At 69.6% G+C, this 19,680-nt stretch carries 21 protein-coding genes and 1 tRNA gene; 15 read left to right on the top strand and 7 right to left on the bottom strand.

Annotation, left to right across the window (positions count from 1 at the left end):
• The 4 genes from ACFWBQ_RS29260 to ACFWBQ_RS29245 all read right to left on the bottom strand — a co-directional run.
• Positions 1 to 461, bottom strand: a 461-nt coding sequence (locus ACFWBQ_RS29260) for a 2-oxoacid:acceptor oxidoreductase family protein (RefSeq protein WP_385502032.1), incomplete at its 3' end; no start/stop codon positions are given.
• Positions 462 to 708: 247 nt separating this feature from the next.
• Entirely contained in the window at positions 709 to 1,404 is a 696-nt protein-coding gene (locus ACFWBQ_RS29255) for a LuxR C-terminal-related transcriptional regulator (RefSeq protein ID WP_385502048.1), read from the bottom strand.
• Positions 1,405 to 1,599: 195 nt separating this feature from the next.
• A complete protein-coding gene (locus ACFWBQ_RS29250) occupies positions 1,600 to 2,955 on the bottom strand; it encodes a sensor histidine kinase (protein ID WP_385502028.1) in 1,356 nt (451 codons plus the stop codon).
• A 180-nt stretch (positions 2,956 to 3,135) separates the two neighbouring features.
• Positions 3,136 to 4,326 carry a sensor histidine kinase gene (locus ACFWBQ_RS29245; protein WP_385502026.1) on the bottom strand — a complete coding sequence of 397 codons (1,191 nt, stop codon included), beginning with the start codon at positions 4,324 to 4,326 and terminating at the stop codon, positions 3,136 to 3,138.
• Positions 4,327 to 4,494: 168 nt separating this feature from the next.
• Between ACFWBQ_RS29245 and ACFWBQ_RS29240 the strand changes: the two genes are divergently transcribed.
• The 14 genes from ACFWBQ_RS29240 to ACFWBQ_RS29175 all read left to right on the top strand — a co-directional run bounded on the left by ACFWBQ_RS29240 (position 4,495) and on the right by ACFWBQ_RS29175 (position 17,126).
• Complete coding sequence (locus ACFWBQ_RS29240; protein WP_385502022.1) at positions 4,495 to 4,896, top strand: NADH-quinone oxidoreductase subunit A; 402 nt, start codon at positions 4,495 to 4,497, stop codon at positions 4,894 to 4,896.
• Positions 4,887 to 5,522: an NADH-quinone oxidoreductase subunit B gene (locus ACFWBQ_RS29235; protein ID WP_385502018.1), complete on the top strand. Its 636-nt coding sequence runs from the start codon at positions 4,887 to 4,889 to the stop codon at positions 5,520 to 5,522. Before ACFWBQ_RS29240 ends, ACFWBQ_RS29235 begins: the two co-directional genes overlap by 10 nt.
• Entirely contained in the window at positions 5,519 to 7,060 is a 1,542-nt protein-coding gene (locus ACFWBQ_RS29230) for an NADH-quinone oxidoreductase subunit C (protein WP_385502013.1), read from the top strand. The genes ACFWBQ_RS29235 and ACFWBQ_RS29230 overlap by 4 nt, the downstream gene beginning before the upstream one ends.
• Complete coding sequence (locus tag ACFWBQ_RS29225) at positions 7,057 to 8,025, top strand: NADH-quinone oxidoreductase subunit H (protein WP_385502008.1); 969 nt, start codon at positions 7,057 to 7,059, stop codon at positions 8,023 to 8,025. The genes ACFWBQ_RS29230 and ACFWBQ_RS29225 overlap by 4 nt, the downstream gene beginning before the upstream one ends.
• Positions 8,025 to 8,624, top strand: coding sequence for a NuoI/complex I 23 kDa subunit family protein (locus ACFWBQ_RS29220; RefSeq protein WP_385502004.1), 600 nt, complete (start codon positions 8,025 to 8,027; stop codon positions 8,622 to 8,624). Before ACFWBQ_RS29225 ends, ACFWBQ_RS29220 begins: the two co-directional genes overlap by 1 nt.
• Positions 8,621 to 9,175, top strand: coding sequence for an NADH-quinone oxidoreductase subunit J (locus tag ACFWBQ_RS29215; protein WP_385502003.1), 555 nt, complete (start codon positions 8,621 to 8,623; stop codon positions 9,173 to 9,175). Before ACFWBQ_RS29220 ends, ACFWBQ_RS29215 begins: the two co-directional genes overlap by 4 nt.
• Entirely contained in the window at positions 9,175 to 9,594 is a 420-nt protein-coding gene (gene nuoK, locus ACFWBQ_RS29210) for an NADH-quinone oxidoreductase subunit NuoK (RefSeq protein WP_385502002.1), read from the top strand. The genes ACFWBQ_RS29215 and nuoK overlap by 1 nt, the downstream gene beginning before the upstream one ends.
• The gene (locus tag ACFWBQ_RS29205; protein ID WP_385502001.1) at positions 9,591 to 11,585 is read left to right on the top strand and encodes an NADH-quinone oxidoreductase subunit L; all 1,995 of its coding nucleotides are present in this window, start codon (positions 9,591 to 9,593) and stop codon (positions 11,583 to 11,585) included. Before nuoK ends, ACFWBQ_RS29205 begins: the two co-directional genes overlap by 4 nt.
• A 27-nt stretch (positions 11,586 to 11,612) precedes the next feature.
• On the top strand, positions 11,613 to 13,181 hold the full coding sequence (locus tag ACFWBQ_RS29200) for a NuoM family protein (RefSeq protein ID WP_385502046.1): 1,569 nt from the start codon (positions 11,613 to 11,615) through the stop codon (positions 13,179 to 13,181).
• On the top strand, positions 13,178 to 14,713 hold the full coding sequence (locus ACFWBQ_RS29195; RefSeq protein ID WP_385502000.1) for an NADH-quinone oxidoreductase subunit N: 1,536 nt from the start codon (positions 13,178 to 13,180) through the stop codon (positions 14,711 to 14,713). The genes ACFWBQ_RS29200 and ACFWBQ_RS29195 overlap by 4 nt, the downstream gene beginning before the upstream one ends.
• 90 nt (positions 14,714 to 14,803) lie before the next feature.
• Positions 14,804 to 15,268, top strand: a complete 465-nt coding sequence (gene mscL / locus ACFWBQ_RS29190; protein WP_385501999.1) for a large conductance mechanosensitive channel protein MscL — start codon at positions 14,804 to 14,806, stop codon at positions 15,266 to 15,268.
• 252 nt (positions 15,269 to 15,520) lie between these two features.
• Complete coding sequence (gene htpX / locus ACFWBQ_RS29185; RefSeq protein ID WP_385501998.1) at positions 15,521 to 16,384, top strand: zinc metalloprotease HtpX; 864 nt, start codon at positions 15,521 to 15,523, stop codon at positions 16,382 to 16,384.
• Positions 16,381 to 16,773 (top strand): YccF domain-containing protein, encoded by a 393-nt coding sequence (locus ACFWBQ_RS29180; RefSeq protein WP_385501996.1) that lies wholly within the window; start codon positions 16,381 to 16,383, stop codon positions 16,771 to 16,773. The genes htpX and ACFWBQ_RS29180 overlap by 4 nt, the downstream gene beginning before the upstream one ends.
• Positions 16,774 to 16,853: 80 nt before the next feature.
• Positions 16,854 to 17,126 carry a GlsB/YeaQ/YmgE family stress response membrane protein gene (locus ACFWBQ_RS29175; protein WP_385501992.1) on the top strand — a complete coding sequence of 91 codons (273 nt, stop codon included), beginning with the start codon at positions 16,854 to 16,856 and terminating at the stop codon, positions 17,124 to 17,126.
• Position 17,127: 1 nt separating this feature from the next.
• Here ACFWBQ_RS29175 and ACFWBQ_RS29170 read toward each other — a convergent pair whose 3' ends face one another.
• The 3 genes from ACFWBQ_RS29170 to ACFWBQ_RS29160 all read right to left on the bottom strand — a co-directional run bounded on the left by ACFWBQ_RS29170 (position 17,128) and on the right by ACFWBQ_RS29160 (position 19,046).
• Positions 17,128 to 17,838, bottom strand: coding sequence for an alpha-ketoglutarate-dependent dioxygenase AlkB family protein (locus ACFWBQ_RS29170; RefSeq protein ID WP_385502043.1), 711 nt, complete (start codon positions 17,836 to 17,838; stop codon positions 17,128 to 17,130).
• A gap of 17 nt (positions 17,839 to 17,855) precedes the next feature.
• Positions 17,856 to 18,371 carry a methylated-DNA--[protein]-cysteine S-methyltransferase gene (locus ACFWBQ_RS29165; RefSeq protein WP_385501989.1) on the bottom strand — a complete coding sequence of 172 codons (516 nt, stop codon included), beginning with the start codon at positions 18,369 to 18,371 and terminating at the stop codon, positions 17,856 to 17,858.
• Positions 18,372 to 18,557: 186 nt separating this feature from the next.
• Positions 18,558 to 19,046, bottom strand: a complete 489-nt coding sequence (locus tag ACFWBQ_RS29160) for a YajQ family cyclic di-GMP-binding protein (RefSeq protein ID WP_056796691.1) — start codon at positions 19,044 to 19,046, stop codon at positions 18,558 to 18,560.
• A 165-nt stretch (positions 19,047 to 19,211) separates the two neighbouring features.
• Between ACFWBQ_RS29160 and ACFWBQ_RS29155 the strand changes: the two genes are divergently transcribed.
• Positions 19,212 to 19,293 (top strand) — tRNA-Tyr (locus ACFWBQ_RS29155).
• Positions 19,294 to 19,680 lie beyond the last annotated feature (387 nt).

Genomic DNA, 19,680 nt, shown 5'->3' with positions numbered 1-19,680 from the left:
TAACCGACCTTCGCCATCGGACGTTTCGTGAACTCGTCGGTGTTCACGATGATGTCCGCCCCCCGCGGCACATCGGCGATGTTCGCCTTCAGCGCGGCGGGGTTCATCGCGACCAGTACATTCGGGGCGTCTCCCGGAGTCAGGATGTCGTGGTCCGCGAAATGCAGCTGGAACGACGACACACCCGGCAGCGTGCCCGCAGGCGCCCGGATCTCGGCCGGGAAGTTCGGCAGCGTCGACAAATCGTTCCCGAACGACGCCGTCTCCGACGTGAACCGGTCACCCGTCAACTGCATACCATCACCCGAATCACCCGCAAAACGAATGATCACCCGGTCCAGGCGGCGGATTTCCTTCTCAGTGGCGCCCGGTTGATCTGACTGGGGGGCGCGTTGCTCCCCGACGACAGCCTCGCTGGCCTCATCGGTCTTTCCGGCTGGGCTACTGACCTGGCTGGTCACTGAACTGGACCTCCCTCGGGGCGGCGGCTCGGGACCGGCCGGCCCGCCGGCGGTCCAGGCCCCACCCTACTTCTGTAAGGGTCGCCTTCCTTGGACCGATCATATGGTGGACGCGTTTTTGAGAGATGGGATCGTCACGCTTTGCCATATTTCTCGGACCCCCCAGCCGTCGGATGAACGCCTCCGGCACTCATCCTTTCGTTCCAGGCCTGGGATTTCGCTTCATTGCCGCTACATCGTCGGATCACTACGAGTTGAGATAGGTGAGAACAGCAAGAACACGCCGGTGATCTCCATCACTGGGTGACAGGCCCAGTTTCAGGAAGATGTTGCTGACGTGCTTCTCCACGGCGCCGTCGCTGACCACCAGCTGTTTGGCGACCGCCGAATTCGTCCGTCCCTCCGCCATCAGACCGAGGACCTCCCGCTCGCGCGGCGTGAGCCCCGCCAGCACGTCCTGCTTGCGGCTCCGGCCCAGAAGCTGCGCCACCACCTCGGGGTCCAGTGCGGTCCCGCCCTGGGCCACACGCACCACGGCGTCCACGAACTCCCTGACCTCGGCGACCCGGTCCTTCAGCAGGTAACCCACCCCCCGGCTGCTGCCGGCCAGCAGCTCGGTGGCGTACCGCTCCTCGACGTACTGCGAGAGGACCAGCACCCCGATGTCCGGGTACTCCTTGCGCAGCCGCACGGCGGCCCGCACTCCCTCGTCGGTGTGGGTCGGGGGCATCCGTACATCGGCGACCACCACATCGGGCAGCGCATCCTGTGCGGCGAGGTCGCTCACGGTCTTGATCAGCGCCTCGGCATCCCCCACCCCCGCGACGACGTCGTGCCCGAGATCGGTCAGCAGCCGGGTGAGTCCCTCCCGAAGCAGTACTGAGTCCTCGGCAATGACAACCCGCACTCGTTCCTCCACGACGCTGTGTCCCCCACTGTCCATGTTCACGTGTGATGGTGATCCGCGTAATACGCCGCTGTACGCGCCGTCCTGCAACGTCAAGCATCCCAGGATCGGCGCCCGGATGGGCCGTACAGGCAGCTTTCGACCGCCGTCCACGCCCACTGCAGCGCCCCGGCCGCCGTCGAGGCGGCCGGGGCGCTGCAGTGGGACGGCTCGAGCGTGGCCGGGAACGTCTCAGCCCCGCCAGGGCAGCTCGGCCGTGATCGTCGTCGGGCCTCCGGCGGGCGAGTCCACGACGAGGATGCCGTCCACCGCGCCCAGTCGCTCGGTCAGACCGGCCAGACCACTGCCCGACGCGAGGTCGGCTCCGCCGTGCCCGTCGTCCGTCACCTGGAGCATCAGCCTGTCCGCCGTGCGCCACACATCGACCCCGGCGCGAGTGGCCTGCGCATGCTTGCTGACGTTCTGGAGCAGCTCGGACACCGTGAAGTACGCGATGCCCTCGATGGCCTGGGCGGGCCGCGACTCCAGGTCCACCACGACCGTCACGGGGGCGGTGCAGCGGGAGGCGATGGCGGAGAGGGCGGCGTCCAGGCCGCGGTCGGTGAGGACGGCGGGGTGGATGCCTCGGGCGAGGTCGCGGAGTTCCTGGAGTGCGACCTTCACTTCGCCGTGGGCTTCGTCGACCATGCGGGCTGCTGCTTCGGGGTCGTCGGTGAGTTTTTCCTTGGCCAGGCCGAGGTCCATGGCGAGGGCGACGAGGCGGGCCTGGGCGCCGTCGTGCAGGTCCCGCTCGATGCGGCGCAGGTCCGCGGCGGCCGTGTCCACGACCACCCCACGGTCCGACTCCAGCTCCGAGACCCGGGTCGCCAGCCGCGAGGGGCCGAGCAGGCCACCGACCATCACCCGGTCCACGGACGTCAGCCCACGGATGATCCACGGCGTGACCAGGACGAGGACCAGCCCGAGACCGCTGGTGACCGCCATCTCGAAGGGGGAGTCGAGATAGACGTGATGGGTGCTGTCGCCGTACAGCTGGATGCCGTCGATACCCGCGTACGTCGGGAAGACCCAACGCCACAGCGGATAGGTGAACATGCCCCACCCGTACGTCCAGAACGTCACCGAGACGACGAAGGCGAACAGGGCCCACGGGAGGTGCAGCAGTGCGTAGAGCAGGTGCCGCCAGGACACCCCGCTCTTCAGTACCGCACCGACCCAGGACATCAGGCCGCCCGTCCTCCCCCGTACCGGCGCGGGATCGGCCACCTCCAGCTTCAGCAGCCCACGCGCACGGACACGCTCCACCGCACCGAAGCCGCGGCACATGACCAGACCCGCGGCGAGTATCGGAATGCCGAGAAAAGTGATCAGCATGCCCAGGCCCAGCGACATCATGGTGATCGCGAAACTGAACAGCACCACGCTGATCGGCAGGCTCAGTACCAGATAGGCGAGCTCGCGCCACGTCCGTGCCTCGAAGGGCGCACGCAGCGCCGCCGGGAGGACATGCTTCTCCGGGGGGTAGCCGCCCGATCCGGCACCGGGCCTGTGGTGGTCCCGTGTGTCCGGTCCGTATGCCGTGGCCATCAGTGGCGTCCGTCCGTTTCTTCTGGGCGGGAGCTCCCCGCTTCTTCTGAGCGGGAGCTCCCCGCGGGCCGATACAACGGCTGATATCTCAAGACTGCTGCGTCGGGGGGATCCGCACCATGAGGGCGGTCTCCGTATCCGGCCGGGGGTTTTCCCCACCCCTCCACCCGCGGAGCGCGGTCAGACGCTCTTCGGCGCGGCGTCCACGCGGTCGCGCCACGGCAGCTCCGCCGTGACCGTGGTGGGCCCGCCCTCCGGAGAGTCCAGGACGAACAGCCCGTCGACCGCGCCCAGCCGTTCCGCCAGCCCCGCCATGCCCGTGCCGCCGTCCAGCCGCGCACCGCCGACCCCGTCGTCCGTCACCTGGATCAGCAGCCGCTCCTGCGAGCGCCACACCTCGACGGAGGCCGACCGGGCGCGGCTGTGCTTGCTGACGTTCTGGAGCAGCTCGGACACCGTGAAGTAGGCGATGCCCTCGATGGCCTCCGCAGGCCGTCCCGGCAGCGCCACCGACACGTTCACGGGGGCGGTGCAGCGGGAGGCGATGGCGGAGAGGGCGGCGTCCAGGCCGCGGTCGGTGAGGACGGCGGGGTGGATGCCTCGGGCGAGGTCGCGGAGTTCCTGGAGTGCGACCTTCACTTCGCCGTGGGCTTCGTCGACCATGCGGGCTGCTGCTTCGGGGTCGTCGGTGAGTTTTTCCTTGGCCAGGCCGAGGTCCATGGCGAGGGCGACGAGGCGGGCCTGGGCGCCGTCGTGCAGGTCCCGCTCGATGCGGCGCAGGTCCGCGGCGGCCGTGTCCACGACCACCCCACGGTCCGACTCCAGCTCGGCGATCCGGGACTCCAGCTCGTCGGAGGGAGAGAGCAGCCCCCGCACCATCGCCCGGTCCGCGTTCGTCAGCCCCCGAGCGATGAAGGGGAGCACCGGCCAGAGCACGAAGAGGCTCACCAGCGCCACGGCGAACGTCGCCACACCCCACGGCAGCCGCATGAACGAGAACAACAACGCCCGCCAGCCCACCGGATCCCTCAGCCCCGACCACAGCCAGGAGAAGAATCCCCGGTCGCTGCGGCTCCGCGGCATCGGGCTCGGCTCATCGATCCGCACCCCGAGCATCCCCCGCGCCCGGCCCCGCTCCGCCCGGCCGAGCCCCCGCGCGCCCTGCAGTCCGAGGGCGAGCAACGGCAGACCGACCACGGTGACGGAAAGTCCCACGCCCACACCTACCAGGAACACCGTGTAGACGAATCCGGCAATTGCCATCGGAAGGTTGGCCAGGAGATACGCGATCTCCTTCCACGTCTGCCGGTCGAAGGCGAAGCGCGCGGGCGGCGGCCGGTCGTTGTCCGGCAGGGCGGGGCTCATGGTCATACGCCCAGCCTGCCGGGCCGGACCCGCGCACGCCATGGGGTTCGTGGGTGGGGCGAAGTAGGGATAACCCCACCACTTGTCCGACGCGGCTGCTTACCCTCTCTTTAACAGGGCCTAGACTCCCGTGCGTACAGACCGTCGGACAGGCTGAAGGAGCGAGGGGCGGACGTGGCGGACGTGCCGGGACCGACCGTTCTCGCGTCGGACTACTTCCAGAGCTACTCAGTGGCCGGGCTCCTCGCCCTGGTCGGCGTGCTGTTCGTCGCCGTCGCCTTCGGGGCCGGCCGACTGCTCAGGCCCGTGGTCCCGACGCCGGAGAAACTCCTCACCTACGAGTGCGGCGTGGACCCCGTGGGGGAGGGCTGGGCCCACACCCAGGTCCGCTACTACGTCTACGCCTTCCTGTATGTGATCTTCGCCGTCGACTCGATCTTCCTGTTCCCGTGGGCAACGGTGTTCGCGGCGCCCGGATACGGTGCGACGACGCTGGTGGAAATGTTCATCTTCCTCGGTTTCCTGGCCGTAGGACTGCTCTACGCATGGAAGAAGGGCGTCCTCGAATGGGCGTGACGAGCCGGCCGAACCCCGAACCTCCCGTTCCGCTGCCCGACCCGACGCTGCTGCCCGGGCCGAAGAAGCTCGGCGTACTGTCCCGGCTCGCGCCCGAACCGATGAAGGTGGTCCTCAACTGGGGCCGCCGCTACAGCCTCTGGGTCTTCAACTTCGGACTCGCCTGCTGCGCCATCGAGTTCATCGCCGCCTCCATGGCGCGCCACGACTTCATCCGGCTCGGCGTGATCCCGTTCGCCCCGGGCCCACGGCAGGCCGACCTCATGATCGTTTCCGGCACCGTCACGGACAAGATGGCCCCGGCCGTGAAGCGGCTCTACGAGCAGATGCCCGAACCGAAGTACGTCATCTCCTTCGGCGCCTGTTCCAACTGCGGCGGCCCGTACTGGGATTCGTACTCCGTGACGAAGGGCGTCGACCAGATCATCCCCGTCGACGTGTACGTACCCGGCTGCCCGCCCCGGCCCGAAGCCCTGCTCCAGGGCATCCTCAAGCTCCAGGAGAAGATCGCCCGGGAGTCGCTCGCCGAGCGGTACGCCACCGAGGACACGGCCCGCCCCTCGACCGCCGCGCTGCGCAGCGGTCTCGTCGCCGCCCCGAAAGCACCGGGGGAGGAACAGAAGTGACCGCCGCGGACACGTACGACCGGCTGCCGGATGCCGTCGCCGACATCTTCGGCGAGGACGCCACGGCTGCGTACGCGTACGACCTGCTGACCGTCGACGTTCCCGCCTCCTCCTGGATCGCCGCTCTCGAAACGGCCCGCGACGAGCTGGGCTGCGGCTATTTCGACTGGCTGAGCGCGGTCGACGAACCGGGCACCGGTTTCCTCGTCTGCGCCCATGTCGCCGCTCCGCGCACCGGTAGGGTCCGGCGCCTGCTGGTCCGTACGACGGTCCCGCACGAGGCCCCGGCACTGCCCAGCGCCATCGGTGTGTACGCGGGCGCGGCCTGGCACGAGCGCGAGACGCACGAGATGTTCGGCATCCGCTTCGAGGACCACCCGCATCTGGTTCCGCTGCTGCTGCCCGAGGGCTTCGAAGGCCACCCGCTGCGGAAGGACTTCATCCTGGCTGCCCGGGTCGCCAAGGCCTGGCCCGGTGCGAAGGAGCCGGGCGAGTCCGAACACGGGGGGCCCAAGCGGCGCACGATGCTTCCTCCGGGTGTCCCCGACCCCAACGAGTGGGGCCCGCTCAAAGGCCAGCTCCCGCCTGCCCCGGTCCGCCCGGCCAGGGCAGCCCGGGCGGCGGGCGACCGTCCCGTACGCCGGGACCGCAGCGCGAGCGAAGGCTCGGCGGCGCAGCGGCCCGCAACGCCGGATGCCACGGCGCCGGATGCCACGATGCCGGATGCCGCGGCGCCGGATGTCACCGCGACCCCGCAGGCTGCGCCGCAGCGCCGCAGCCGCAGCGTCTCCCAGGGCTCGGCAAGCCAGCCCGCGGAAGCTACCGCCCCGGCCACCGGGCCGACACCTCCGACCGGGCCCCCACCGGCGGCCACCGGCCCGGAGGCGGCACCGCCCACCGGAGCGCCGGAACCCACCGGGTCCGACAGCGGTCGGCAGACCGCACCCTCCGACGCCGCGCAGCCCGCAGCGCCGCCGGCCACTGAGGGGGACGCGGCAGGTGCCCCGGCCGAAGCCGGGGAGGCAGGCACCGAGCCGAAGAGCACGCGGGCGCCTCGTGCTGTCCGCAGCACGGACGCACCCTGGCACCACGCACGCCCCGCTTTCGATGACGCCCCGGACAGCGGCGCCACGGACTCGCCCGAGCCCACCGCCTCCGCACCCGGCGCCGGTCCCGCACCGGAGAACGCCCCGGACCAGGCCACCGAGCCCGAGCCCGAGCCCGAGCCGGAGCCCGGCCCTGCGCCGGAGCCCGGCCTAGCGCCCGCGCCCGGCACCGCGCCCGCGCCCGGCCCTGCGCGGGAAGCCGGCACCCGGCCCGCACCCGAGGCTGCAGCGCGGCCCGCGCCGGCTCCGCAGAGCGGAGCCGCGCCGGCTCCGGGCTCCGGACCGCGGCCTGAGCCCGGAGCCGCCGAGCCGGAGTCCGACCCCGACGCCGAGCCCGACGCCGACCCCGACGCCGAGCCCGACGCCGACCCCGACGCCGAGCCCGAGCCCGATCCCCGAACCGACCGTCCCGCCGGAGGCGATACCGCGTGAACGACGTACTCGACGTCGCCATCCGGCTCGTCATCGTCTTCGCCGTGTTCATGGTCGTCCCGCTCGTCGTGGGACAGGCCGAGCACAAGGTGATGGCCCACATGCAGGGCCGGCTCGGCCCCATGTACGCGGGCGGGTTCCACGGCTGGGCCCAGCTCGTCGCGGACGGGGTGAAGTTCGCGCAGAAGGAGGACGTGGTCCCGGCCGATGCCGACCGCCGCATCTTCCAGCTCGCCCCCGCCGTCGCCCTCCTCCCGTACCTCCTCGTGCTCCTCGCCATCCCGATCGGCCCCAGTGAGGGCGCGGTCGGACAGGTCATCGACGCGGGTATCTTCTTCGTGCTCGCCGTCATGGGCATCGGGGTGCTGGGCTCGCTGATGGCCGGCTGGGCCTCGGCCAACAAGTTCTCGCTCCTCGGCGGCCTCCGCACCGCCGCCCAGCTCCTCGCGTACGAACTGCCGATGCTGCTCGCCGCCGCCTCCGTGGCCATGGCGGCCGGCACCGTCTCGCTCCCCGGCATCCTGAACGCCTTCGAGTGGTGGTGGCTGCCCTGGCAGATCGTCGGCGCCCTGGTCTTCTTCGTGGCCGGCCTCGCCGAACTCCAGCGTCCGCCGTTCGACATGCCGGTCGCCGACTCCGAGATCATCTTCGGTGCGTACACCGAGTACACCGGTCTCCGCTTCGCTCTGTTCCTGCTCGCCGAGTACGCCGGAATCGTCGTCCTGTGCGGTCTGACCACCGTTCTCTTCCTCGGGGGCTGGCACGGTCCGCTCGGCGCCGACGGGCTCGGCTGGGTCTGGACGCTGCTCAAGGCGGCCGTCCTCGCCTTCGTCGTCATCTGGCTGCGCGTGACCTATCCCCGTCTGCGCGAGGACCAGCTGCAAAAGCTCGCCTGGACCACGCTCATCCCCCTCGCTCTCGCGCAGATCGCGCTCACCGGCATCGTGAAGGTGGCGATCAACTAGTGCCTCCGATCCCCGGCTCAGGCCTGGCCAAGGGCCTGGCCGTCACCCTGCGGACCATGACGAAGCGCACGGTCACCGCCCAGTACCCGGACGTCCAGCCCGAACTTCCGCCCCGGACCCGCGGCGTCATCGGGCTGTTCGAGGAGAACTGCACCGTCTGCATGCTCTGCGCACGCGAGTGCCCCGACTGGTGCATCTACATCGACTCCCACAAGGAGACCGTGCCCGCTGCCGCTCCCGGTGGCCGCGAGCGCAGCCGCAACGTCCTGGACCGCTTCGCGATCGACTTCGCCCTGTGCATGTACTGCGGTATCTGCATCGAGGTGTGTCCTTTCGACGCACTGTTCTGGTCACCGGAGTTCGAGTACGCCGAGACGGACATCCACGAACTCACCCACGAGCGCGACAAGCTCCGCGAATGGATGTGGACCGTGCCCGAGCCGCCCGCCCTCGACCCGGCAGCGGAGGAGCCGAAGGAGATCGCAGCCGCCCGCAAGACGGCGGAGAAGCTCCGGTCGGCGCAGGAAGCGGAACAGGCCGCGGAACGGACTCCGGAGCAGGCCGCCGAACAGGACGTGGAAAAGGGGGGACAGGAGTGACCCTCGCAGCGGCCGCCGGTCACCCCGGCTTCCTCTCCCCGACCGGCGTCGAGATCGCCTTCCTCCTCGTAGGACTCGCCACCTTCGGCGCCGCGCTCATCACCGTCACCACCAGGCAGCTCGTGCACGCCGCTCTCTGGCTCGTCGTGGCGCTCGGCGGTCTGGCCGTCGAATACCTCCTGCTCACGGCCGAGTTCATCGCCTGGGTGCAGGTTCTGATCTACGTCGGCTCCATCGTCGTCCTCCTCCTCTTCGGGCTGATGCTCACCAGGGCCCCCATCGGCCGTTCGCCGGACGCCGACTCGGGCAACCGATGGATCGCCCTCGGCGTGGCCGCGGCTTCGGCAGCCGCCCTCGTCTGGGTCGTCGTGGACGCCTTCCGTACGACCTGGATAGATCTGGACGGGCCGGCCCAGGGCTCCACCAAGGCGTCCGGCGAGTTCCTCTTCCGGCACTGGGTACTGCCCTTCGAGGCGCTCTCCGTCCTGCTGCTCGCCGCCCTCGTCGGCGCGATCGTCCTGTCCCGCAAGGACCGAGAGGGCAAGAGCTGATGCACCTCGCCTATCCCGCCGTGCTCGCCGTCCTCCTCTTCTGCACCGGGCTGTACGGAGTCCTCGCCCGCCGCAACGCGATCCTCGTCCTGATGTCCGTCGAGCTGATGCTCAACGCCGTCAACCTCAACCTGGTCGCCTTCGACGTCTGGCTCCGCGACGCGCTCCACTCGGGCCAGGCCCTCACCCTCTTCATCATCGCCATCGCCGCAGCCGAGATCGGTATCGGCCTGGCGATCGTCCTGGCCGTCTACCGCAACCGAGGCAGCTCGGACGTCGACCGCCTCCGCGACACCGCGGAGACCGACGAGGCCGAGACGCTCCCCGGCGACGAGGAAACCGACGACGCCGCCCACGGCACCGCAGACCAGGCCACTGCTTCGGCAGGGAAGGCAAAGAAGGCAGAGGCCACCGCGTGACCACCACGACCCTCGCCGTTCTCGTCCCCCTCCTCCCCTTCCTGGGTGCCGCCGCCGGACTCCTCCTCGGCAGGACCGGCTTCGCACGCCCCCTCGCCGTACTGCCCACGCTCGCCGCAGGCGTCATCGCCGTCGTCGTCGCCGTACGCCAGGGCGGCGGCCCGGCCATCGTCGCCGCGACCGAACTCACCCCCACGGGCTCGGTCCCCATCGACCTCGCCCTGTACCTCGACGGCTTCGCCGTCCTCGTCGCCGTACTCGTCGCACTCGTCGCCACCTGTGTGCAGATCTATTCGACGGCCTACCTGCGCGACGACGCCCGCTACCCCTCCTACGCGGCCCTCGTCTCCCTCTTCACCTCCGCGATGCTGCTCGTGGTCTACTCCGGCGACCTGATGGTGCTCCTGGTCGGCTGGGAGATCATGGGCATCTGCTCGTACTTCCTGGTCGGCCACTACTGGGAGACGCCCGAGGCCCGCGCCGCCTCCCTGAAGGCCTTCCTCGTCACCAAGCTCGGCGACGTCCCCTTCCTCATCGGCCTGTTCGCACTCGCCGCCGACACCGGGACCTTCCGCATCACCGGCATCCTCGCCGCCGTCACCAACGGCGGACTCGACCACCCCACCCTCATCGCCCTGCTGCTCCTCGCAGGCGTCGCAGGCAAATCCGCGCAGTTCCCCCTGCACACGTGGCTGCCCGACGCGATGGCCGGCCCCACCCCGGTCTCCGCGCTCATCCACGCCGCGACGATGGTCGCCGCAGGTATCTACTTCGTGGCCCGGCTCCTCCCCGTCTTCGCCGCATCCGGCACAGCGCTCGTCGTCCTCGCCGTGATGGCCGCCATCACGATGATCGGCTCCGGACTGGCCGCTCTCGCGCAGGACGACATCAAACGCGTCCTCGCCTACTCGACCATCGGACAGCTCGGCTACATGTCCGGAGCCCTGGCCGTCGGCGACCGAGGTGCCGCCGTCTTCCACCTCATGTCGCACGGCGCGTTCAAAGCGGTCCTCTTCCTCGCCGCAGGCGTCGTCATCCACGCCGCGGGCACCAACTCACTGGCAACCATGTCCCGCATGAGCGGCCTGACCAAGCGCGTCCCCGACGCCTACTGGACGATGACCGTCGCCCTCCTCGCCCTCGCGGCCATCCCCCCGTTCGCCGGCTTCTTCTCCAAGGAAGCCGTACTCGTCGCCGCCGAGCACACCGCCTTCGGCGACCGTGACGTGGCCCCCGCCGCCGCGGGCTGGACGATCCTCGTCGCCGGGCTCCTCGCCGCCGTCCTCACCGCCGCCTATGCCACCCGCCTGTGGCTCCTCGCCTTCCGCGGGCGCGGCACCGAGGTTCCCGACCACGGCAAACAGCCCGTCGCGATGACCTCCGTGCTCTGGGTCCTCGCCGTCCCCACGATCGCCTTCGGCCTCACCGTCGGTGCCATCGCCGACTGGTTCGACGGACACAGCCTCACCCCGTCCCTCACGACCGCCGTGCTCTCCACCGGGGTCGGCCTCGTCGGCGGACTCGTCACCTACGGGGCCTGGCGCCACACCACAGCCATGGCCGACCGTCCCCCGGTCGGCGCGGTCGCCGCCCACCCCGACGCAGAACCCGCCCTGGTGGAGGTCGAGGCGATGACCTCGCACACCGCCGCCTACGGCACCATCGCGGACGCCCCCGACCCCTCGGACCCCGGCCGCCTCCTCCTCGGCCCCCTCCACCGGCACGCCGTCACCGGCTTCCACCTCGACGCCCTGTACACAAGGCTCTTCGTCCGCCCTGTCCAGGCCGCAGCCCGCCTCGTCCGCTTCCTGGACCGCGAGGTCGTCGACACATACGTCCGCGGCTCGGGCAGCCTCGCCCGCGGACTCGGCACCATGGTCCGCCGGGCCCAGACCGGCAACGTGCAGACCTACCTCGGCGCGCTGCTCGCCGGATCCCTTGTCCTGGCGATCGCCGCCGTCGTCTTTGCCAACGTCAACGCCGGGGCGTGAACCGTGATCGATATCAGCGCGTCCGTGATGCAGTTCCTTCTGGCGTTCATCGTCGTCGGCCCGCTCCTCGGCGCCGCCGCCGCGCTCCTGCCCGCACCGCCCGGACTCAAGGGCAGGAACCCCGACCAGGCCGTGCTCCGCCACGGCGTGACCGTCACCGGCGCCGTCCTCATCGCCGCGCTCGTCCTGGCCGCCGGCTTCGACCACGACCACCCGTCGAAGATGCAGGCCACCACCGACATCAGCTGGATCCCGGCACTCGACGTGCGGATCCACCTCGGCACCGACGGCATCTCGCTCCCCCTTCTCGTACTGACCGCGCTGCTGACCTTCCTCTGCGCGCTCTACAGCTACTTCAAGCTCCCCGACGGCCCCTCCCCGAAGGCCTTCGTCGCACTCGTCCTCGTCCTCGAGTCCGGCACCCTCGCGACCTTCGCCGTCCTCGACCTGCTGCTGTTCTTCCTGGCCTTCGAGATGGTCCTCATCCCGATGTACTTCCTCATCGCCCGCTGGGGCGGCGACCGGAAGCAGCCCGCCGCCTGGAAGTTCATCCTCTACACCCTGCTCGGCTCCGTGCTCATGCTGCTGGGACTGCTCCTCATCGGCCTGAAGAGCGGCACCTTCGACATGGTGGCACTCGCCACTGACAACGGCCGTGGGCTCACCGCATCCGTGCAGGTCATCGCCGTACTCGCCATCGGTATCGGCCTCGCGGTGAAGACCCCGATGTGGCCGCTGCACAGCTGGCTCCCCGACGCCCACACCGCAGCGCCGACCGTCGGATCCGTCCTCCTCGCCGGCGTCCTGCTGAAGATGGGAACGTACGGCTTCGTCCGTATCCTGCTCCCCATCACGCCCGACGGGATGCAGACCTTCGCGCCCTACCTCGCCGCGTTCGCCGTCGTCGGAATCATCTACGGATCCCTCGCCTGCCTCGCCCTCGCCCGCCCCGGCGCCAAGGGCGACCTCAAGCGCCTCATCGCCTACTCCTCCGTGGGCCACATGGGCTTCGTGCTCCTCGGCATCGCGACGATGACGCCCACCGGTGTCAACGGCGCACTCTTCGCCAACATCGCCCACGGCCTCATCACCGGCCTGCTGTTCTTCCTCGTCGGCGCCGTCAAGGACCGTTACGGCACAGCGGACCTCGACACGCTCGCCGGAGCCACCGGAGCCGCTCTCTACGGCCGTGCCCCGCACCTCGGCGGCCTCCTCGCCTTCGCCGCGATCGCCTCGCTCGGCCTCCCCGGCCTCGCCGGATTCTGGGGCGAGATGCTCACCCTCTTCGGCGCATTCGACCCCGCCGAAGGCCTCAGCCGCCCCGCCTTCCTCACCTTCATGTCCATCGGCGCCTTCGGCACCCTGCTGACCGCCGCGTACATGCTCATCGTCGTACGCCGCGTCTGCATGGGCGGGACCCCCGAAACGGGCGGGAACCGCGAAGAACCGCGTCAGATCGCCGACATCCAGAGCTACGAATTCGCCGCCTGGGCCCCGCTCGCCGCCCTCACCGTCCTCGCCGGACTCTGGCCCGCCGTCCTCCTCGGCCTCACCGACCCGGCCGTGCAGAAGCTCCTCGCAGGAGGCAAGTCGTGACCGTGGCAGCCGACAGCGCAACCGGGGCGGCAAGCCTCGTCCAGTCCGTCGACTGGCTCGCGATCGCACCGCCCGTCATCGCCGCCGTGGTGGCCCTCGCCGTCCTCGTCGCCGACCTCTTCGTCAGCGAACAGCGCAAGCCGCTCCTCGGCTACGGGGCCATCGCCGGGCTCGTCGCCGCGCTCGCCCTCCTCATCCCGCTCCGCGCCGGAGACCGCTCCACCTTCTGCCTCACCGGTGACACCCAGGCCTGCAGCTACACCGCCGACCACTTCGCCCTCGTCATCCAGGCCCTCGTACTCGGCGGAGCCCTGCTCACCGCACTGCTCTCGATCAGCGACACCCGCAAGCTCCCGGCGGGCGAATTCTGGTTCCTGCTGCTGTCCTCCGCAGCCGGCGCCGCCCTCCTGCCCGCGGCCCGCGACCTCGCCACCCTCGTGGTCGCCCTCGAAGTCGCCTCGCTCCCCGCCTTCGCCCTCGTCGGCATCAAGCGCGGCGACCGGCGCTCCTCCGAAGCCGCGCTGAAGTTCTTCCTCTCCTCCGTCGTCGCCACCACCGTGATGCTCCTCGGCGTCAGCTTCGTCTACGCGACCACCGGCACCCTGCACCTGACGGAGATCGCCGACCGCCTCGACGACGTACCCGGCCAGTTCGACACCCTCGCCAAGGCGGGCGTCGTCCTCACCCTGGTCGGCTTCGCCTTCAAGACAGCCGCCGCACCGTTCCACTTCTGGGTCCCCGACACCTACGTCGGAGCCCCCCTCCCCATCGCCGCGTACCTCTCGGTCGTCGGCAAGGCAGTCGGCTTCTCCGGCCTCATCCTCGTCACCGTCATCGGCTTCCCGTCCTACGCCGATGTCTGGGGACCCGCCCTCGCCGTACTCGCCGCCCTCACCATGACCATCGGCAACGTCGCCGCACTCCGGCAGACCGCGACCCGTGCCCGCAGCGCCGTACGCCTCCTCGCCTGGTCATCCGTCGGCCAGGCCGGCTACCTTCTCGTCCCGATCGCCGCCGCCGCGTACTCCAGCGACGAACAGATCGGCGCCACCGTCGCGTACGCCCTCATGTACGCCGTCGTGAACCTCGGCGCCTTCGCCGTCGTCGCCCTCGTCGCCCGTACGCACCCCGGCAACCGCCTCAGCGACTACCGCGGCCTCTATGCCACGCGGCCCCTTGCCGCGCTCTCCATGGGCTTCTTCCTGCTCTGCCTGGCCGGCCTGCCCCCCGGCATCATCGGCCTCTTCGCCAAGGTCACCGTCTTCTCCTCGGCCGTCGACGCCGGGCTGGGCTGGCTCGCCGTCGTCATGGCCGTCAACGTCGTGATCGCGCTCTACTACTACCTTCAGTGGACGGCGGCACTCTTCCGCACCCCCGAAACGACACCCGGCGACGAGCAGACCGCCACCCCCCACAAACACCACGTCCCCGCATCCCTCACCACCGCGATCGCCCTCACGGCACTCACCGGCATCGCACTCTCCGGCGCACCGCAGCTCGTCCTCCGCTTCGCCGCGGTCAGCCTCTTCTGACCTTCGCAAGATCGGTTTGCCCGCGAAGACCCGGACAGGGCATGGTCTTGCCTGGAAGCGTCACGAAAAGAGCAAAGAGGAGCCAAAGCGGTGCTGAACGGGTTCAAGGACTTCATCCTGCGCGGGAACGTCATCTCCATGGCCATCGGCCTCGCCGTCGGAGCTGCGTTCACCGCTGTGGTCACGGGCTTCAGCAACGCCTTCATCGTGCCTCTCATCGGGCTCTTCACCCGCGGAACCGGCGACTTCAGCAAGGCGACCTTCACCGTCGACGGCACGCATTTCCCCTACGGTCTCTTCATCAGCGCCGCCATCGCCTTCCTCATCACCGCCGCCGTCCTCTACTTCCTCGTCGTCCTGCCCATGGCCAAGGTCCAGAACCGCTTCACGGCCAAGGAAGAGGAAACGAAGGCCGACATCAAGGCCGCCCTTCGCGACTGCCCCCGCTGCTTCACCGAGATCCCCGCCGTCGCCACCCGCTGTGCCCACTGCACCAGCGACGTCGAGCCGGACTCCGAGGCACGCGCACTCGCCGGCCTTCCCGCTCAGCGCTGACCGGGCACGCCCCCACAAGGCGAGGCAGCGGAAGCACACCGGCAGTCCCCAAGGCCGCCGAAAGCCCACCACACCACCCGTATGGTCCAGGGGCGGATCCAGCCGGATCCGCCCCTTCGGCCTTTGCCTGCGGCCCCACGCACAAGGGAACTAGCTCCCCTCGCCTCGCGTTGACCAGTACGGGAGGCTCCACTGGGGAGTGGAGCACCACCAAGCAAGGGTTCCCCTGCTGCACCACTTGGAGGGCGTACCGTGCACCGCCGGCACAACGGGCTGAAAACCGCCGTACTCCTCGGGGGCCTGTCCGCACTCATCATCGTCATCGGCAGCTTCTTCGGACGCATCGGCCTGATCGTGGCCCTCCTCGTCGCGCTCGCCACCAACGCCTACGCGTACTGGAACAGTGACAAGCTCGCCCTGCGCGCCATGCGTGCCCGGCCCGTCAGCGAGTTCGAAGCACCGCAGCTTTACCGCACCGTCCGCGAGCTCTCGACCGCAGCCCGTCAGCCCATGCCCCGGCTCTACATCTCCCCGACGCAGGCACCCAACGCCTTCGCCACCGGCCGCAACCCGCGCAACGCCGCAGTCTGCTGCACCGAAGGCATCCTTCAGATCCTCGACGAACGCGAACTGCGCGGCGTTCTCGGCCACGAGCTGAGTCACGTCTACAACCGCGACATCCTCATCTCATCGGTCGCGGGCGCCCTGGCCTCCGTCATCATGTTCCTGGTCAACTTCGCCTGGCTGATCCCGGTGGGCCGGTCCAACGACGACGAAGGCCCCGGCATCGTCGGCATGCTCCTGATCATGATCCTCGGTCCGCTCGCGGCCACCGTCATCCAGCTCGCCGTGAGCCGCTCCCGCGAATACGAGGCGGACGCCTCCGGAGCCCAGCTCACCGGCGACCCGCTTGCACTCGCCAGCGCCCTGCGCAAGCTCGACGCCGGCACCAAACAGCTTCCGCTGCCGCCCGAACCCAGGATCGAAACGGCAAGCCACATGATGATCGCGAACCCGTTCCGACCCGGCCAGGGCGCGTCCAAGATGTTCTCCACCCACCCGCCCATGGCGGAACGCATCGCCCGACTCGAGCAGATGGCAGGTTATCGACCATGAAGACAATCCTGAACGTCATATGGCTGGTCCTGTGCGGCTTCTGGATGTTCCTCGGCTACATGGCCGCGGGACTTCTCCTCTGCATCACGATCATCGGCATCCCCTTCGGCCTGGCCGCGTTCCGTATCGGCGTCTACGCCCTCTGGCCTTTCGGCTACACCGTCGTCGACCGCCATGACGCCGGAGGCGGCTCGCTCATCGGGAACGTCCTCTGGGTCATCCTGGCAGGCTGGTGGCTCGCCCTCGGCCACATCTGCACCGGCATCGCCCTGTTCATCACGATCATCGGCATCCCCCTGGGCGTAGCGAACTTCAAGCTCATCCCGGTCTCCCTGATGCCCTTCGGCAAGGAGATCGTCCGCACCGACCAGCCTTTCGCCTCGAGGTAACCCGGCACCCCGCGCGGCAACTGCACCCATCCCACAACCGTCCTGGCTTGCACGACGATGTGGCGGGTAGGTTCGCGACCATGAGCATCATCAGTTGGATCATCCTCGGACTCCTGGCCGGCGCCATAGCCAAGCTCCTTCTCCCCGGTCGGGACCCCGGCGGCATCATCGGCACCACCCTCATAGGCGTCGTGGGCGCCTTCCTCGGCGGCTGGCTCTCCTCCCGCTTCCTGGACCGCCCCATCAGCACGGACTTCTACGACACCGCGACATGGATCGCCGCCATCGCCGGGTCGCTGGTGCTGCTCGTCGCCTACCGGCTGCTGTTCGGCAACTCGCGCGAGCGCCGCTGAGCTACCTCCCCGACCGCTCGCCCCGCCGGGTCCCGCCCAGCCCGGTCTCGCGCAACGTCAGATTGAGCCGGCCGGCCCGCATCCCCGACGCGGGACCGGCCGACCCCTCGAACACCCGCGGCACCCCGTGGAACGCGTAACGCGACGGACCGCCGAACACGAACAGATCACCGGAGACCAGCTCCACATCCGTGTAGGGCCGCCCCCGGTCCTCCGTGTTCCCGAAACGGAACACACACGCGTCGCCGAGACTCAGCGACACCACAGGAGCGTCCGACCGCTCCTCCCTGTCCTGGTGCATCCCCATCCTCGCCGCGCCGTCGTAGAAGTTGACCAACGCCGCATCCGGCGCGTACGCCTCGGCCCGCTCCGCATCCCCGTACGCCTCCGCCACAGCTGCCCGCCCCAACTCGACCAGCCACTGCAGGAACTCCGCGACCCGCGCACCGTTCACATCGTCCGCCGTGCGCGCATACCGGTACGGCAGCCAGTGCCACCCCAGACACACGGTCCGCACCGACATCACCCCACCACCCGGCAGCGCGGTGCGCCGCAGCGGGACGGGCCCCCGCGCCCACTCCCGGCACGCTGCCACCAACTCCCGCTGCCGCTCCGGCGACAACCACCCCGGTACATGCACAGCCCCCGGAGCAACCACCCTGCGCGGCCTCGGGAACAGTCCGTCCGGTGACGACACAACCCCGCCCGGCACCACCCGGCCCGCCGCCCTCAGCGCCCCACCGCCAGGGCACCCTCCAGCCCCAGCAGCTGTTCCTTGCGCTCCACGCCGCCCGCATAGCCACGCAGGGCCCCGTCCGCACCGATCACCCGGTGACACGGCCGCACGACCAGCAGCGGATTGCGCCCGATCGCCGTCCCGACAGCCCGCACCCCGGCCCCCACGGAACCCACCTGCTCCGCGATCTGCCCGTACGACACCGTCACCCCGTACGGAATGGCATCCACGGCCTTCCACACCCGCCGCTGGAACTCCGTACCCACGCCGTCCGCGTACGGAATGTCGAACCGGGTCAGCCGCCCCTCGAAATACGCCGCCAGCTGCCCGGCAACACCGGCAAACAGCTCCGGCGCGTGCCGCCATCCGTCCTTCACGACCGCGGCACCCTTCTGGCCGGGCAGGGACAGCGACACCAGCGCCACACCATCCGCCGTACAGGCCCGCTCCTCGCCGACCAGCAGCAGCTCACCCAGCGGGCTGCCGACCCTCGCGTACACCGTCGTCATGACTCGTCACACTCCCTGCCCGGCGGACCGCGGAGGCGGCCCGATCACATCCCGTACCCACGAGTCTGCAACCCGTGCCGCGCCGCGACCGGCGGTATTCGGACATCACATACGACGGCGGGACGGCCCGCACCGACCGGCACGCCCCGCCCCGCTCATGAACCGCTGCACACAGCGGCGAACCGTCTACCGGTAGTTGGCGAACTGCACCGCGAAGTCGAGGTCCTTGCCCTTGATCAGCGCCTGCACGGTCTGCAGGTCGTCCCGGCTCTTCGAGCTGACTCGCAGCTCATCGCCCTGGACAAGCGCCTTGACGCCCTTCGGGCCCTCATCGCGGATGATCTTCGCCACCTTCTTGGCGTTCTCCTGGGAGATGCCTTCCTCGATGGTGGCGAAGATCTTGTACTCCTTGCCGGAGAGCTGCGGCTCTCCCGCGTCCAGCGACTTCAGTGAGATCCCGCGCTTGATCAGCTTGGACTGGAAGATGTCGAGGATCGCCTTGACCCGCTCCTCGCCGTTCGCCTCCATGAGGATCTTCTCGCCGGACCACGAGATCGAGGCACCCGTGCCCTTGAAGTCGTAACGCTGGGAGATCTCCTTGGCGGCCTGGTTGAGGGCGTTGTCGACCTCCTGCCGCTCGACCTTCGAGACGATGTCGAAACTGGAGTCGGCCATGACGTGTGGCTCCTTGCGTCGTATGTGGTGGGTACGGCACAAAGCCTAGCCACCGCTGCCCGCCGCGAGCACTGATCAATCAGGTGGCGGAGCACCCCTGGTCATCGGGTATCGTTTACGTCGTCGCCAAGGAGCCCTGAGACCGGGCTCCGAGGCGTTGTTCGAGGCGGTGTGCCCGAGTGGCCAAAGGGAGCAGACTGTAAATCTGCCGGCTCAGCCTACCCAGGTTCGAACCCTGGCACCGCCACAGGACGGGAAACCCCCGTTGACCTGCTGAAATAGCAAGTCAACGGGGGTTTCTGCATGCTCGGGACATGCCTGGGAGAGCTCACCGGAATGGCGGCTTGTCTCACTCGATATCGCGGGTATCCCGACTCTGATCAGGTCGTGTCCCCCACCTGTCCCCCAGGGGGAGCTCACTCCGGCTCGTTCCACTCCCGCAGCGCGGCGTCGATCCGGTGGTTCGCGCGCTCCTGCGTCTGTGCCGGCACCTTCGCGTAGACCGGAACAGAACCGCGATCGTGTGGCCGGCCCGCCGCGCGCACTCCATGGGGTCCACGCCGGAACTGAGCCAGAAGGAGACTCCTGCGTGGCGTAGGTCATACGGGCGACGAGCGAGGAGCGAGGCGTTCTC

This window comes from Streptomyces sp. NPDC060035 (assembly GCF_042736635.1).
Taxonomy (GTDB): Bacteria; Actinomycetota; Actinomycetes; order Streptomycetales; family Streptomycetaceae; genus Streptomyces.
Note: the sequence above shows the minus strand (reverse complement) of the source record. Positions and strands in the feature narration are given on the sequence as shown.